At 70.8% G+C, this 15187-nt stretch carries 11 protein-coding genes; 9 read left to right on the forward strand and 2 right to left on the reverse strand.

Annotation, left to right across the window (positions count from 1 at the left end; all coding sequences use genetic code 11):
• Nucleotides 1-44: 44 nt before the first annotated feature.
• A complete protein-coding gene (locus UA75_RS04895) occupies nt 45-665 on the forward strand; it encodes a hypothetical protein (RefSeq protein WP_075739236.1) in 621 nt (206 codons plus the stop codon).
• Nucleotides 666-1019: 354 nt separating this feature from the next.
• Here the strand turns inward: UA75_RS04895 and UA75_RS04900 are convergent, their stop codons facing one another.
• The gene (locus tag UA75_RS04900) at nt 1020-1544 is read right to left on the reverse strand and encodes a hypothetical protein (protein ID WP_075739237.1); all 525 of its coding nucleotides are present in this window, start codon (nt 1542-1544) and stop codon (nt 1020-1022) included.
• A gap of 225 nt (nt 1545-1769) precedes the next feature.
• On the opposite strand from UA75_RS04900, the gene UA75_RS04905 reads away from it, so the two are divergent.
• Nucleotides 1770-2846 (forward strand): potassium channel family protein, encoded by a 1077-nt coding sequence (locus UA75_RS04905; protein WP_075739238.1) that lies wholly within the window; start codon nt 1770-1772, stop codon nt 2844-2846.
• Between the two features lie 398 nt (nt 2847-3244).
• Nucleotides 3245-4036, forward strand: coding sequence for a hypothetical protein (locus UA75_RS04915; RefSeq protein WP_075739240.1), 792 nt, complete (start codon nt 3245-3247; stop codon nt 4034-4036).
• A 25-nt stretch (nt 4037-4061) separates the two neighbouring features.
• Here the strand turns inward: UA75_RS04915 and UA75_RS04920 are convergent, their stop codons facing one another.
• On the reverse strand, nt 4062-5177 hold the full coding sequence (locus tag UA75_RS04920; RefSeq protein WP_083682927.1) for a neutral zinc metallopeptidase: 1116 nt from the start codon (nt 5175-5177) through the stop codon (nt 4062-4064).
• Between the two features lie 625 nt (nt 5178-5802).
• Between UA75_RS04920 and UA75_RS04925 the strand changes: the two genes are divergently transcribed.
• The 6 genes from UA75_RS04925 (at nt 5803) to UA75_RS04950 (ending at nt 14699) form a co-directional block, all read left to right on the forward strand.
• Nucleotides 5803-7473, forward strand: a complete 1671-nt coding sequence (locus UA75_RS04925) for a DUF2207 family protein (RefSeq protein ID WP_075743424.1) — start codon at nt 5803-5805, stop codon at nt 7471-7473.
• Between the two features lie 102 nt (nt 7474-7575).
• Nucleotides 7576-8868 (forward strand): M16 family metallopeptidase, encoded by a 1293-nt coding sequence (locus tag UA75_RS04930; protein WP_075739241.1) that lies wholly within the window; start codon nt 7576-7578, stop codon nt 8866-8868.
• On the forward strand, nt 8865-10235 hold the full coding sequence (locus UA75_RS04935; protein ID WP_075739242.1) for a M16 family metallopeptidase: 1371 nt from the start codon (nt 8865-8867) through the stop codon (nt 10233-10235). Before UA75_RS04930 ends, UA75_RS04935 begins: the two co-directional genes overlap by 4 nt.
• Entirely contained in the window at nt 10232-11191 is a 960-nt protein-coding gene (gene nudC / locus UA75_RS04940; RefSeq protein ID WP_404799961.1) for an NAD(+) diphosphatase, read from the forward strand. Before UA75_RS04935 ends, nudC begins: the two co-directional genes overlap by 4 nt.
• Before the next feature lie 281 nt (nt 11192-11472).
• The gene (locus UA75_RS04945; protein ID WP_075739243.1) at nt 11473-12483 is read left to right on the forward strand and encodes a DUF418 domain-containing protein; all 1011 of its coding nucleotides are present in this window, start codon (nt 11473-11475) and stop codon (nt 12481-12483) included.
• Nucleotides 12484-12620: 137 nt separating this feature from the next.
• A complete protein-coding gene (locus tag UA75_RS04950) occupies nt 12621-14699 on the forward strand; it encodes an ATP-dependent DNA helicase UvrD2 (protein ID WP_075739244.1) in 2079 nt (692 codons plus the stop codon).
• Nucleotides 14700-15187 lie beyond the last annotated feature (488 nt).

Here is a 15187-nt window from a genome sequence, read left to right on the forward strand (position 1 = left end):
ACGAGCTTGTTGCGGCCTCGGTTGCTTAGGAACGATCTCGGGCGATGTCCGAGAACTTGTACTGGAAGCTGACCACGTCGCCCACGACGGAGGTTCAGGTCGCAGAAGATGTCGTGGCGCTGCGTGCGCCGCTGGTCCGGGTGGCTCGGAACGAGGACGGTGTGTGGTCCTTCTTCGGCCCTGGCGAGACAGACGGCCCCACCAGGGCCACCACCCTGGGCGGAGTCGTGGACGCGTGGCCGCATGTCGCGGGCCTCAGCGATCTCCGCACCGGCACGACCGCCGTCTGGCATTGGGGCCAGCACGGCTGGGCGGTGGGCGGCGGCTGCACCTGCGGCCAGTGCGGCGAGCCGCAGGCCGCCGACATCGACCGGCAGGTCTGGCCGGACGACGTCCCCCCGAACCGCCCGGTGCTGGTCGAGAAGTCCGTGCTGTCCGGACAGACGCCGCTCACCGATCTCCGAGGCGAGAGCGGCAACACGATCGTCCTGGGGCCGGGTGAGCAGCAGCGGCAGGCCGACGAGATGGTCGCGATCGCCATCGTCGACGTGGTCCGTCGGTGGCCGCACACTCTCCACGCCCTGCGCGCCCTCCAGGAAGGCCGGGGCATGGAATGGAATGCCGAGGCACTGAACTGGCAGGAGTACGAATTGGTGCCCGCCTGAGAGCCTGTCTTCGATCCCCCACCGTCGTGAGCGGGGATCAGCGTGGCTGAGCTGCCAGGCGGAGGAAAGAGACATAACGGAGTTATGTCGACTGGCGACAACGCCGCAGATCGCCGCGCTGGCCCCGCGCAACAGGAAAAGTGGGGATTAAAGACAGGCTCTGAGTCGAGCATCTGGTGTGTGACGTCTGCGCTGTCGATCTGATCGACGGCGCAGACGCCTTCTCCGGGTGATCTCGGCACCCGGTTCTCCGGAATCCTTTTACGCTGTTCGAACAGAACCGCGATTCTCTGGCGGCGGAGTCGTTTCCGCCGAGTCCGTCCGAGTCCGGCGCAGCCTCCGCCGGACCGCCGCTCACCTCGGCGAGGTCAGCACCTCGGTGACGACGCGGTGGTAGAGCAGCTCCAGCAGCCAGCGGCCGAACAGCGAGCCGCCGAACTCCGACGAGCGGTCCTCCGGCCGGATCGACACAGCGGGCTCGTGATCGATGCCGACGGCCACCACGCCGATGCCGTAGTAGTCCAGCTCCGCCAGCGGCCACGGATCGCTGGTCTGAGCTGCGGGAAGCACGACCGCGCACGGTGCGAGGGTCATCAGCGTCCCGCAGGAGCGCAGCGCCCGGCCCGCCTTCGACTCGGTGACCAGGACGCCGATGAGATCGACGGCGGGCACCGGGATCTGGTCGTAGTACGTGGGCTCGAACCAGGAACGGAACCACGACGGGTTCGGCTCCGGGGGCCAGCCGTTCTCCACACGCCAACGATGCACGTCGGCGCGTAATCCCACGACCGCGGACACCTGCTGGCCGAGCACGGTGACATCGGCGACGACATGACCGTGCCAACCGAGCGCCTGAGCTGCCTGCTGGAGTGACGGCACGGACGCATCTTAATCCCCTCGGAAGGCGGGTGGTCGCCGACGCGGCTCAATCTTGACCGAGCCGAGTCGGTGACATTCCGCATCGGAGTGTTCGGCTCGACGTGGTTCGGCCGGGCCGTTTACGCTCGGAGCCGTGCGGGCCGCAAGCCGATGTGCCCTCGACAGGCGACGGGTGGCGGTGACGGGTGTGACGGGCAGCAGAGCAATCGTCCAGGCCTCGGCCTGATGGGACTTCGCAGAGCCGCGATCGAACGAGACTTCGATCTTCGGCCCGATCACACGCTGGTGGGCGTCGTCCACATTCCCAGCGGCGGGGTCGGCCCGGTGCAGGCCATCGCCCAGCGCGTCATCGGTGCGCTGCTGGCGCTGCTGGCGACGGTGATCATCGTCTACCTGGATCGCGAGGGCTATCGCGACACCGCCGACGACTCGGTGTCGCTGTTGGACGCCTTCTACTATGCGACCGTCTCGTTGTCGACCACCGGATACGGCGACATCACCCCGGTCTCGGACTCGGCTCGCCTGATCAACATCCTGGTGATCACGCCGCTGCGGGTGCTCTTCCTGATCGTCCTGGTCGGGACCACGCTGGAAGTGCTCACCGAGCGGTCCCGGCAAGCCCTGAAGATCCAACGTTGGAGGTCGAAGGTGCGTGACCACGTAGTCGTCATCGGCTACGGGACGAAGGGCAGGTCGGCGATCAGATCGCTGCTCGGCGACGACGTGGACCCCTCGAACCTGGTGGTGGTCGACTCGGATCAGACGATGCTCGACGCCGCCGCCGCGCTGGGACTGGTGACCGTGCGCGGCTCCGGGACCAGATCCGACGTGCTGCGGGTTGCGGGCGTCCAGCGGGCCAGGGCCGTCGTGGTGGCCACCAACCGGGACGACACCGCCGTCCTGGTCACGCTGACGGCCAGGGAGCTGGCCCCGAAGGCCGCCATCGTCGCGGCGGTTCGCGAGGCGGAGAACGTCCATCTGCTGCGCCAGTCCGGCGCGGACTCGGTGGTCGTCTCCAGCGAGACGGCGGGCAGGCTGCTCGGGATGGCCACCACCACGCCCTCGGTGGTCGAGATCTTCGAGGACCTGCTCACCACCGACGAGGGACTGGCGATGGGGGAGCGCCCGGTCGATCCGGCCGAGGTGGGCGGTTCTCCACGTCACCTGACCGACATCGTCCTCGGCGTGGTGCGGCGCGGCACCCTGTACCGGATCGACGCACCGCAGGCCGATGCCCTCGAGATCGGCGATCGACTGATCTACGTGCGCAAGGTCACGCCGCCCGACGGCAAGGCCGACTGAGAGCCTGTCTTTGATCCTCCTCCGTCGTGAGCGGGGATCAGCGTGGCTGAGCTGCCAGGCGGAGGAAGGAGGCATAACGGAGTTATGTTGACTGACGACAACGCCGCAGATCGCCGCGCTGGCCCCGCGCAACAGGAAAGCGGGGATTAAAGACAGGCTCTGAGCCGTTCGGCGGGCAGGCCGTTCCGGGGCGAGATGACCACGTCGATCACCGCGCGGTGTGGCGGGACCGGGGTCGCCTCCCGCGCCGCCGTGACGGTGCGTGTTGAGCGGCTCCGGCCGGAACTCGGCGCTGCCGAGTCGACCCGGTAGGCCGATCGGCCGCCCTGGGTGACCGAGTCCTCGCCGTGCGCGGTCCGCCGCACGGCCCGACTCGCGCGTCTGCCACGATCTTCGCCGTGGCGGTTCGACAGGGACCTGGCAGGTCGGTGCTGACGATCATGGTCCTCGCCGTGCTCGGCATCGGCGTTCTCGTGGCGACGGGACGACTGCTCCCGTTCCAGGGCGCCTCCACCGACGACGTCCGGGCCGCGACCGCCGTCGTGATCCGGACTGCCGACTGCGGCGTCGCGGGTGCGCGAGACCGCGTCGAGGTCCAGCTCGACGCCGAGTTCCTGGAGGCGGACCTGGTGGCCTGCGGGCACACCGAGGGAGCGCGGCTGGAGGTCGACGTGATCGAGGCCGATCTCGAGTCGGACGAGGAGATCGAGGTATGGCTCGCGGGCACCGCGACCGGCGGGCCGGACCCCGGCGAGCGGATGTCGGCCGTGCTGTTGGCCGTCGCGGGGTTGGCCGGGGCGGCGCTGGCCGTCCTGATCGGCCGTCCGCGCAGGCGGTCGTCCCGCCCGGCTGCGGCAGGCGCTGTGGCCCCCGCACCGGCGGCGTCGGGCGCCACGACGCCTGATCCGGGAGTACCCGACCCCACCGAAGTCGATCCCACCGGAGCCCACCCCACCGGCTCCGAGCCCGCTGCCGCCTACGGCGCCGCCGCGTATGACACTCCGGGTGATGACCCTGCCGGGTACGCCGCTGCGGGGCACGAGCCCGCCGGATACGGCACTGGCACGTACGGCCCTGCGGTGCCCGATCTCGGCGTGTCTGATCTCTATGCGTCCGACTCCTCGACGACCGGACGTCTGCCGGTCCTGGATCAGTCGGTTCCGCCGCTGACCCGACAGCCGGAGCCGTGATCGTCCCGCCTCCCGCGCGAGCGGTTCAGCGGACGTCGGCAGGCGTGGCCAGCCAGGTGTTGCACTGCTGAGTGTTGTTGTTGTAGTAGCCCTGTTCCATCCAGCCGCCGTTGATCTCCGGCGCTCCGTGATCCGGCGGCGCGCCCCGATCCGGCCAGTCCCCACGATTTCGCGCGTCACGTAACGCGATCGACATCGTGTCGAGGTCGACGACTCCGGTGCGGGTGGTCGCGGCCAACAGCATTCCGCCGTAGCAGGTCGCCTGGAGTTCCAGCCTGCGCGAGATCTCCAGCCCCTCCGGGCTGTTCGGGCCCACCGCATAGCGTTCGTCCCAGGCCGCCTGCATGATGCCCGCCAGTCCCTGGACGTGGTGGCCGTACTCATGGAAGAGCACGCTCAGGTATGGGCCGGGGTGATCGCCCAGCTGCTCCTGATCGGCGTGTACCGAGGCGGACATGTACAGCGTGTGGTTCCCGCTGCAGTAATAGGAGGAGTTCGCCGTGCCGCACGGCGTCTCGACCGGGCCCGAGACGGTGATCAGCTCGGGCGGGGTGGCAGGCAGGTTGTTCGACTCCAGCGCGTAGCGCCACGCGTCCACCATGCACGGCAGCGCCGACTGGTAGAGGGCGTCCTGTCCGGCGTGATCACGGGAGAAGGGCGCGAGCGTGCAGGCGGTGGTGTCGGAGGCGTACATGCCGTCGGCGTTGATCGGGTGATCACCGAGCAGGTAGACCGGCTGCGGACTGCCCACCGGCTCCTCGTAGGTCGGCTCGGGCTCCTCGGTCTCGACCTCGGTGGTGGTGGGCGTGGTCGGCGGCTGCGGAGTGTTCTGGGCGGGGGGTGGTTCGGCGGTCGGCGCCGCCCTGGTGGGGCCTGCGGTCTGCCTCGAGGCGTCCAACGCCGAGTTGGCCATCGCGCCGATGACGCCGACCAGCGCGAGTCCTGCGACTCCGAGGCCCAGCGTGATCAGCAGCCCCGGCGCGCGAGACTGCTGCGGCACGGGACCTGCGATGCCGTCGGCGTTCCGCTGGTATCCGGTGTGAGTCTGTGCCCTGGATCGGGGGATCGGCTGCGGCGCGGTGGCAGGCTCCTCCGCCCGACTGCGGGGTGGCGGCAGCGGCAGCCGGATGGGCCCGGTCATCCCGGTGGTGCGTGATTCCGACGAGGTTCCGGCCGTCCCGGCCCGCTGCGTGCGGTGGCCGGGCCGGTGAGTCGACGGGGTGCCCGCCGCTGCCTCGCCGGACAGGCGGCCCCTCGGACCCGGCGCCGGGCCCGGCCCCGGTGCCCGTCGGGGAACCCGTGTCTCCGGGGAGTCCGGTGCCCCGGCGCCTCGGCCTGCCTGCGGGTCGGGCAGGGGCGACGGACCCTGGACCGGTGTCGGGCCTCTCGTGGCGGGCCGGGCAGCCGGCCGGATGGGGCGAGCGGCGGGCGGTGGTGCCACCGGTCGGGGTGGCGGGCGATGCCGTGATCCGTCGCCGCCCGGCCTGGGCCCGTCGCTGTATGGCGGTCTGAACTGCGACATCGGTACTGCGTCTCTCCCTCAACACCCGGCCGAGGAAGCGAACCGCCGATCGGCTCGGTCATCCGGCGCGGTGGCCTTCGCCGTGCGACCCGGCGTCTCCATCGGACTCCCTCCCGCGAAGTCCTACCAGCATTCGCCCAGATCGTGGTGCAGATCCGCGCCGTCGGCGCTCGTCGATCACGAGCATAAGGCGACTCCGCTATCCTCCGCAGCCGTGTTCTCTGTCCGGGGTCCTCTCGCCCTCATGACCGTCGTCACCCTCCTCGCCGCAGGCTCGCCCGCCGCGGCTCAGGAGTCGGATCAGCCGACCGCTGACGGCTCGTCGGTCGTGGTCGAGCTGCGCCTGGAACCGGACGGGACGCTGAGCGTCGAGGAACAGATCACCGTCCTGGGCGAGGAGGCGATCAGGCGCGAGTCCCCACTGCGGGAACTCGCCGGGGTGGACGTGGATCGCGTCTACGAGGTGCGCGACGTCGAGACGGACGGACCCGTCGAGGCCGAGGTCACCGGGCGGGCGTTCATCGTCACCGCGAACCAGGGGACCAGCACGCTGCGGTATCAGGTCGACGGGGCCGTCGCGGATCTCGCCGCGAGCCAGGAGTTCCGGTGGCAGGTCACGGGCGACTGGGACGCCGACCTCAGCCTGATCCGGGTGGCCTTCGTGTCGCCCTCGGCTCCACAGTCGATCACCTGCCTCGCGGGCGCGCCGTCCTCGAACACCACCTGCACCGTCTCGCAGATCGACGCGGGGCAGCTCGCCACCGCGCAGCAGACCGGACTCGACGCGGGCGACCGGCTCGCGGTCAGCGTCGGACTGCCCGCCGACGCGGTGCCCGCCACCGCGCGGTACGACGAGAACTTCAGCATCGCCAGGGCGTTCTCCCTCACCCCGTCGACCGCTGTGGTCCTCGGCGTCCTGTTCCTCCTGCTGCTCGTGGCCTTGGCGGTGCCTGCCCGGCGCAGGCGTCAGGACCGGGCGGCCCTGCGGTCCGAGATCGGCCCGGTGGACGTGCTGCTGACGGAGCCGGACGGCTCGGTCGCCTTCGCCTCCCCGGACGGGGTGCTGCCCGGCCAGGTCGGCACGGTGGTCGACGAGCACGTCGACGTGGTGGACATCACCTCCACCATCGTGGACCTGGCCGTCCGCAACTACCTGTGGATCGAGGAGCTGCACGTCGATCAGGACGTGCTGGACTGGCGCATCGTCCGCCGCAACCCGCCGGACGAGGCCCTGCACGACTACGAGCGCGTCCTCTACGCGTGCTTACTCGGCCCGGACACCGGGCCGGACCGCCGCGAGGAAGTCCTGGTCTCCGAGCTGTCAGGCGATGACGCACTCGACCTCGCCGCCGTCCAGAACGCGTTGTACGCCGACGTCGTCGAACGTCGCTGGTTCTCCGTCCGGCCCGATCAGGCCAGGAACCGCTGGTGGTGGGCGGGTCTCGGCGTCACCTCGCTCGGCGCGGTGCTCACCGTCCTGTTCGCCGCGCTGGGCGGCTCGGCCCTGATCGGACTCGGACTCGTCGTGATCGGACTGGTGATGGCGCTGGATGCGCGTCGGCTGCCTGCGCGGACCGTCCGGGGCAGCAGACTCGTCGCCCAGGTGCGCGGCCTGCGCGACTACCTCGACACGGCGTCCTGCATCGACATCCCCGCCGACGACCGGGAGATGGTGTTCTCCCGCTCGCTGCCGTACGCGGTCGTCCTCGGCGAGACACGGCGTTGGATGGGGGAGTTCGCCGGGATCGACGGCGGTGCTGACGGGACGCCCGGGCTCTACTGGTACGGCGAGGACCGGGGCGGCACCGCGTCGGCCAGCCCGGATCTGCGGCGGTTCGCCGTCCACTTCCCGAGTTTTCTTGCCGAGCTGGACGGGGTGCTGGCCGAAGCGGGCCACCTTCGTTCGCTGCGCTGATTCGCCCGTCCGGCGGTGTCGACGACGCCGTCCGCCGGACATCGCGAGTCGCTCCACGGCATCACTCCACGGGGTCGCGTGTGCACGTCGTAGGCTGCCGGAATGGTCGACCACCAGCTCCACAGATTCACCCTGCCCAACGGCCTGCGGGTGGTCCTCGCGCCGGATGACACGGCGCCCGTCGTCGCGGTGAGCGTGCACTACGACGTCGGGTTCCGCTCCGAGCCGGAGGGCCGCACCGGCTTCGCGCACCTGTTCGAGCATCTGATGTTCCAGGGCAGCGAGAGCCTGGGGAAGTTGGCGCACTTCCGCCACGTGCAGGGCTCCGGCGGGACCTTCAACGGGTCCACTCATCAGGACTACACCGACTACTTCGAGATGCTGCCCTCTGCCGCGTTGGAACGGGCGCTGTTCCTCGAGGCCGACCGGATGCGCGCGCCGAAGCTGACCGAGGAGAACCTGCGCAACCAGGTGGACGTCGTGAAGGAGGAGATCCGGCTCAACGTCCTCAACCGCCCCTACGGCGGCTTCCCCTGGATCCTGCTGCCGCCGGTGCTGTTCGACACCTTCCCCAACGCCCACAACGGCTACGGCGACTTCACGGACCTCGAACAGGCCTCGGTCGACGACTGCGCGGCCTTCTTCGACACCTATTACGCGCCGAGCAACGCCGTCCTCACGGTGGCGGGACACCTCGACGTCGCCAAGACCACCGACCTGGTGCACCGGCACTTCGGCGACGTCCCAGCCCGGCCGACTCCGGTGCGACCCTCCTTCGCCGAGCCGGTGCCCACCACCGAGCTGCGGGGCACCCACGTCGACGCGCACGCGCCGCTGCCCGGTATCGCGCTCGGCTACCGGGTTCCCGACCCGGTCACCGATCTCGACGCCTACCTGGCCTATGTGGTGTTGTCCCAGGTCCTCTCCGACGGCGACTCCTCGCGCCTGCCGCATCGGCTGGTGCACGGCGAGGCGCTCGCCATCGAGGTCGGCGCGGGCTGCGGTCTGTTCCAGCCGCTGGACACCAGGGACCCGGACGCCTTCGTCGCGACGATCATCCACTCCTCGGACGTGGAGCAGGCCAGGGTGCTGGCCGCCTTCGACGACGAGCTGGAGATCCTCGCGTCCGAGGGCCCGCACGTCGACGAGCTGGCCAGGGTGACCGCGCGGTGGACCTCGGCCCTGCACGGCGAGCACGACCGGCTCATCTCGCGGACGCTGGCCTACGGTGCCTTCGAACTGCTGCACGGGCGGGCCGAGCTGAGTTCCGAGCTGCCCGAGCTGATCGGCCGGGTGACTGTCGAGCACGTCGCCGCCGCTGCCAAGGCACTGCGCCCCGACGCACGCGCCGTGCTGACCGTCGAGCCCGCCGCTTCCGCTGGAGACGCCCTGTGAACACCACCACGCACCGCACCGCCGAGCAGATCGGCCGCACCGAGGCGGGTCCCCGCCCGCTCCCCGAGTTGGGGGTGGCCAGGCTGGACGATCCGCCCGTGCGGCTGGACGTCGTCCTGGAGAACGGGCTGCGCCTCATCGCCGTCCGGCAGCCCTCCGTGCCTATGGTCGAGATGCGAATGAGCATCCCGTTCGCGGGCGAGGCAGAACAGCACTCCGCCGTCGCGGAGCTGCTGGCGACCGCCATGCTGACCGGCACCGAACGGCGGGACCGTGTCCTGATGGACACCGACCTGGCAGCCGTCGGCGCCGACCTGCGCACCGTCGTCGACCCGGAGCGGCTGCGCGTGTCGGGATCGACGCTGGCCAGCGGGCTGGACATCTTCCTCGACGTGGTCAGCGACGCGCTCACCAGCGCGGCCTACCGCGAGGCCGAGGTGTTGGGCGAACGCGATCGGCTCGCCGAGCGGATCAACGTCGCACGATCCCAGCCCAGGGTGATCGCCAGGGAGGCCCTGCAGCGTCGGCGCTTTGGCGACCACCCCTACACGCGGGAGATGCCGCGCGCCGCCGACGTCCTCGCGGTGGAGCCCGCCGAGGTCCGGCTGCTGCACGGGGCCGCCGTCGTGCCGCGCGGCGCGACGATGGTCCTGGTCGGCGACATCGACCTCGACCGGATCGCCGACACGGTGTCTCGGGCGTTGGCGGACTGGCACAGCGACCGCAGCGCCTCGGTGCTTCCCCAGCTGCCGCTGGTCTCCGGCGGCGATCTGCTGCTGGTGGACCGGCCGGGTGCCGTGCAGTCCCAGATCCGGCTGTCGGCGCAGGCCATCACCCGGCTCGACCCGCGTTTCCCCTCGCTGCAGCTGGCCAACGTGGTGTTCGGCGGCTACTTCTCCTCGCGGTTGGTCGAGAACATCCGGGAGGACAAGGGCTACACCTACAGCGCCAGCTCGTCGTTCGAGTACACGCCGCAGGGCGCCGTCCTCGACGTCGACGCCGACACCGCCAGCGAGGTGACGGCCGCGGCCGTGCTGGAGATGCGGTACGAGCTGGGCAGGCTGGGGGTGGTGCCGCCGACGAAGGAGGAGCTGGACTCGGCGCGCGAATACCTGATCGGCTCGCTGCTGATCTCCACGGCCTCGCAGGGCGGCCTGGCAGGCACCCTGTCGGGACTGGCGTCGATCGGCGTGCCGCTGGACTGGCTCCAGGCGCATCCGGACCGGCTTCGTGCGGTGACGCCGGAACAGGTGGGCGACGCGGCCCGTGAGTTCTTCACGCCCACCGCGTTCACGGGCGTCGTGGTCGGCGACGCCGAGACCCTGGCCGTCTCGCTGCGTGCGCTGGGAGGCGTCTCCCTCCCGTGAATCGCCAGGCAGATCCCTTCGTCACATCGGGCGTGGCCGAGCACTTCGCGTTGCTCGGCCCGCCCGCGCTCTCCCGGTCGACGGTGGATCGGCGCGAGCCGGTGCGAGGCGACGACGCCGCGCTGGATCGCCTCTGGGCGTCCGGTCGGCTGATCGACGTCGATCAGCAAGGGCGGGCGTCGGTGAGTCCGTCCGGCACCGTGCTGACCTCGGCGACGCCGCGCGATGAGCCTCGCCCCGAGGGCGCGGTGCTGCTCGGCGCCGAGGACGAGGTGGGCTACTGGGCCCGGCGGGTGGTCGTCGAGGCGGACGGGCCGGAGGAGATCGGGCCCCAGGAGATCGGGCCCCGGTGGCAGGACCTTCGCCAGGCAGGCCCTCTACTGACCGACACCGACGCAGGTCTGCTCACCACCGCCGTCGGCCTGCTGGCCTGGCACGACCAGTCCGGGTTCTGCCCGTTCTGCGGGACGAGGACGCACGCGGTGCGGGCCGGGTGGACGCGGCACTGCGACGAGTGTCGACAGGAGCACTACCCGAGGACCGACCCGGCGGTGATCTGTCTGGTGCACGACGGCGCCGACCAGGTGGTGCTGGCCCGCCAGCCCACCTGGCCGCCGGGCCGGTACTCGGTGCTCGCGGGCTTCGTCGAGATGGGCGAGTCGCTGGAGGCCTGTGTGGCCAGGGAGATCGCCGAGGAGATCGGCGTGTCGATCTCCGACATCCGCTATCTGGGCAGCCAGCCCTGGCCGTTTCCCCGCTCGTTGATGGTGGGGTTCGCCGCCGTCGCCGATCCCTCTGACGAGCTGATCCCGGCGGACGGCGAGATCGAGGCGGCGCACTGGGTGTCGAGGCATCAGGTGCGGGACGCGCTGGCCGAGGGCGGGACCGCGCACGGCTTCACGCTGCCGGGAGCGGCGTCCATCGCACATCGGATGCTGGAGGCCTGGGCGTCCTGACGGCTGGGCGCGTCGGCCGATCCTGATGTGTCGGACCGGGATCGGCTTGCGGCCCCGATCGCGAGGCTGTGGGGTGTGCAGGCGGCCCGCCCGGTCGCCGGGGCGGTCTGCCCGCGAATCCGCCCGGTCGAGCGCGCTCGGCGGTCGGGCGCGTCGCCCGGCGACCCCGCCGCCTGTCGTGGCGAGCGGCCCGTCGAGACGGGCGGCCCGCTCCGCTGTCCGGCGGGTTTGTGACTTTCGGCGGAGGCGACCCGGCATGGGCCCCGCCTAACGTCCTCGCCGTGTCTGACACTTCGATCGCCACCGGCCGCCCGGCAGCCAGGACGGCTCGAGTCTCCACGGTCGACGCCGTTCGGGGGCTGGCCCTCTGCGGCATCCTCGTCACCAACATCCCGCAGATCATCCTGATGCCGAGAATGGTCGACGGCGAGCCGCTGCCGATCCCGACGGTGCTGGAGTTGACCGCCCACCAGCGGTTCTTCCCGATCTTCGCCTTCCTGTTCGGACTGAGCTTCGCGCTCTTCCTCGACAGTGCGGAGCGTCGAACCGAAGGCGGGCGCCGCCTGCTGCCGACGGTCCGGCGGCTGATCGCCCTGGCCGTGCTCGGCCTCGTGCACCAGCAGTTCCAGCCCGGCGAGGCGCTGCTGACCTACGCGATCGTGGGCGCGGTGGTGCTGGTGCCCGCGAGCCTGCTGCCGAGGCCGCTGGTCCTCGTCGGCGGACTTGCGGGCACGCTGCTCCCCGTGTCGATCTTCGGCGGGGGCGTCCTGCTCGTTCCCGGACTCTTCCTCCTCGGTATGGCCACCGCTCGCTACGGCATCGTGCACACCCTGGCGCGGCGCGGTCGTGCGCTTGCGGTGCTCTGCCTCGGCGCGGCGATCGTGGCGGCGGTGGCGCTGCCGATCCAGGCGGGCGATCTGATGAACAGCGGCTTCAACGCCTCGTCCGGCATCGCAGGCGTCGCGTTGGCCGTGGTGTACGTGACCGGCCTGCTCCTGTTGCTGCGGACGCCGCTCGGCGCGGGACTGTCGGCGGTCTTCACACCGCTCGGTCGGATGGCGTTGACCAACTACCTGTCCGCGACGGCGCTGATCCTGCTCGCCGCCGGGCCGCTCGACCTGTCGAACTCGACCCGCTGGGGCGTCATGCTGCTGCTGGCCCTGGGCATCCTGGTGGTGCAGTGCGCGGCGAGCAGCTGGTGGCTGCGCCGCTTCGCCTACGGGCCCCTCGAGTGGATCTGGCGCTGCGTCACCTGGTGGGAGATCGTGCCGAACCGGCGCGTCGCAGGCTGAGAGCCTGTCTTTAATCCCGCCTGTCCTGTTGCGCGCAGCAGGACAGCAGGAATCGAAGATCGGCTCCGAGGTGTTCGACCGCTTCGTGCGGCCGAGGTCGCGCGGAGCCCGACCGCCGCCGATGCGAGGATGCCGGGATGGGCGGGCAGCAGGAACCGGCGTCGGGACTCGATCCGGAGCAGCGAGCGGCGGTCCTGGCTCCGCGCGGCCCGGTCTGTGTGCTGGCGGGCGCCGGGACCGGGAAGACCCGCACGATCACCCGCCGGATCGCGTACCTGGTCCGGCAGGGGCACGTCGCACCGGGCCAGGTGCTCGCGGTCACCTTCACCAAACGGGCGGCCGCCGAGATGCGCACCCGGCTGCGGGCGCTGGACGCCACGGGGGTGCAGGCACTCACCTTCCACGCTGCGGCGCTGCGGCAGCTGCGGTACTTCTGGCCGAGGGTGATCGGCGACGACCAGTGGCGGCTGCTGGACAGCAAGCTGCCGGTGGTCGCGCAGGCGGCCAGGCGCGCGGGTGCAGGCACCGATCGCGAGACGCTACGCGACCTGGCGAGCGAGATCGAGTGGAGCAAGGCCTCGCTCATCACCCCGGAGGACTACCCCGCCGCCGTCGCGCGGGTGCACCGGGCCACGCCTGCCCCCGCCGAACAGGTCGTCGCCGTCTACGCGACCTATGAGCGGCTCAAGAACGAGGCGAGCGCACTGGACTTCGATGACCTCCTGCTGCACACGGCGGCCGTCATGGAGGAGCACGGCGACGTCGCCGAGGAGTTCCGTGATCGCTATCGCAGCTTCGTGGTCGACGAGTATCAGGACGTCACGCCGCTGCAGCAGCGGGTGTTGAACGCGTGGCTTGGCGAACGAGACGACCTGACGGTGGTCGGCGATGCGAACCAGACGATCTACTCCTTCGCGGGCGCTTCGGCGCGTCCGCTGCTCGACTTTCCGCGTCGCTTCCCCGAGGCTGCGGTGATCCGGCTGGAACGCGACTACCGCTCGACGCCGGAGATCGTGTCGCTGGCCAATCGGGTGATCGAGATGGCGCGGAACCGGCCTGCCGGGTCGCGGCTGCGGCTGATCGGTCAGCGCCCGTCCGGTCCGCCGCCCGCCTTCACCGAGCACGACGACGAGTCGGCCGAGGCGGCTGCGGTGGCCAGACGGATCAAGAACCTCCTCGCGGCGGGCACCTCGGCGGGCGAGATCGCGATCCTGTTCCGGGTGAATGCGCAGTCGGAGGTCTACGAACAGGCCCTGAGCGAGGCCGACATCCCGTATCAGGTGCGCGGTGGTGAGCGCTTCTTCGCCAGGCCGGAGGTCCGGCAGGCGATGGCGGCCCTGCGCACCGACGGCGCGCTGTCGGAGGATCGGCCGCTTCCGGTGCGGGTGCGGGCGGTGCTGGCGCGGCTCGGCCTCGGGGAGCAGCCGCCGGAGGGCGGCGCGGCGCGGGAGCGCTGGGAATCGTTGCGGGCACTGGCGGAGCTGGCCGAGGAGACCGCGAGCATCGCACCGGAGACCGACCTCGCGCGGTTCGTCATCGAGCTGGACATGCGTGCCGAGGCCCGGCATCCCCCTGCGATGGAGGGCGTCACGCTGGCGTCGCTGCATGCCGCGAAGGGCCTGGAGTGGGATGCGGTGTTCCTGGTCGGGCTGGCCGAGGGCACGCTGCCGATTCACCAGGCCGACGGGGACGACGCCGCAGTGGAGGAGGAGCGCAGGCTCTTCTACGTCGGCGTCACCCGAGCGCGGCACCATCTGTCGCTGTCGTGGGCACTGGCCAGGGCGGAGGGCGGCAGGCGCTATCGGCGGCGTAGCCGTTTCCTGTACGGGCTGGTTCCGGAGGATCATCCGTCGTCTTCGATCGGCAGGGCGAGTGCGGGCCGGGTGTCCTCGCGTGCCGAGGCGGCCCGGTGTCGGGTCTGCGCCTCGGCGTTGACGGCGACCATGGCGATCAAGCTGGGCCGGTGCGAACACTGCCCGGCCGATCTCGATCAGGATCTGCTGGATCGGCTGCGTGCCTGGCGCGGCGATCGAGCGCGGAAGCTGGGCGTTCCGGGCTTCGTGGTGCTCACCGACGCGACGCTGACGGCCATCGCCGAGCAGCGTCCCTCCGACGTCGCCGCGCTGGTGCGGATTCCCGGGATCGGCGCCACCAAGCTCGATCGCTTCGGCGGTGAGGTGATCTCCCTGGTGCTCGGTGCGGGTGCCGGCTCCTGATGATGTCACCTGATCGGACTAGTGGCGGGTGGGCGTCCTGCGGCGTCGACTCACCGCGTCCGACGTGAGCCTTCGGCGCCGAGCTGTACCGGGTCGCGAACGGTCTCGGTGCCGTCACCTGCGGAGATGTCGAGGGACTGCCGGGTGATCGGATGAATTCAAGATCATCAAGAAAACCCTCGGAAAATAAGTTGCGCGCGTCCGTGCGCGCCCCATAACCTGCATCAGGCAGGCCGAGAAGGCCTGGTGACGTTCTTCGATCCCCGGAAGGAGGCGGCCGAGATGAGGCAGCTCAACATCCCAGTGACCCCCGGCCGTCGGCTGTCCGGGGTTACTGCCGTGTTCTGGGGAGACGGTCGCGCGCGTCGCGTTCACGATCAGGTGGCAATGGCCATCTCTGGGTGGGCGCTGTCTTCGCGCGTTGCCAAGCAGGACACACGGCCGAACGGCGTGAGCCCGTTCGCCATCGAACGAACCCATCCTGTCCG

Origin of the sequence: Actinoalloteichus sp. GBA129-24 (assembly GCF_001941645.1) — a bacterium.
GTDB lineage: Bacteria > Actinomycetota > Actinomycetes > Mycobacteriales > Pseudonocardiaceae > Actinoalloteichus_A > Actinoalloteichus_A fjordicus.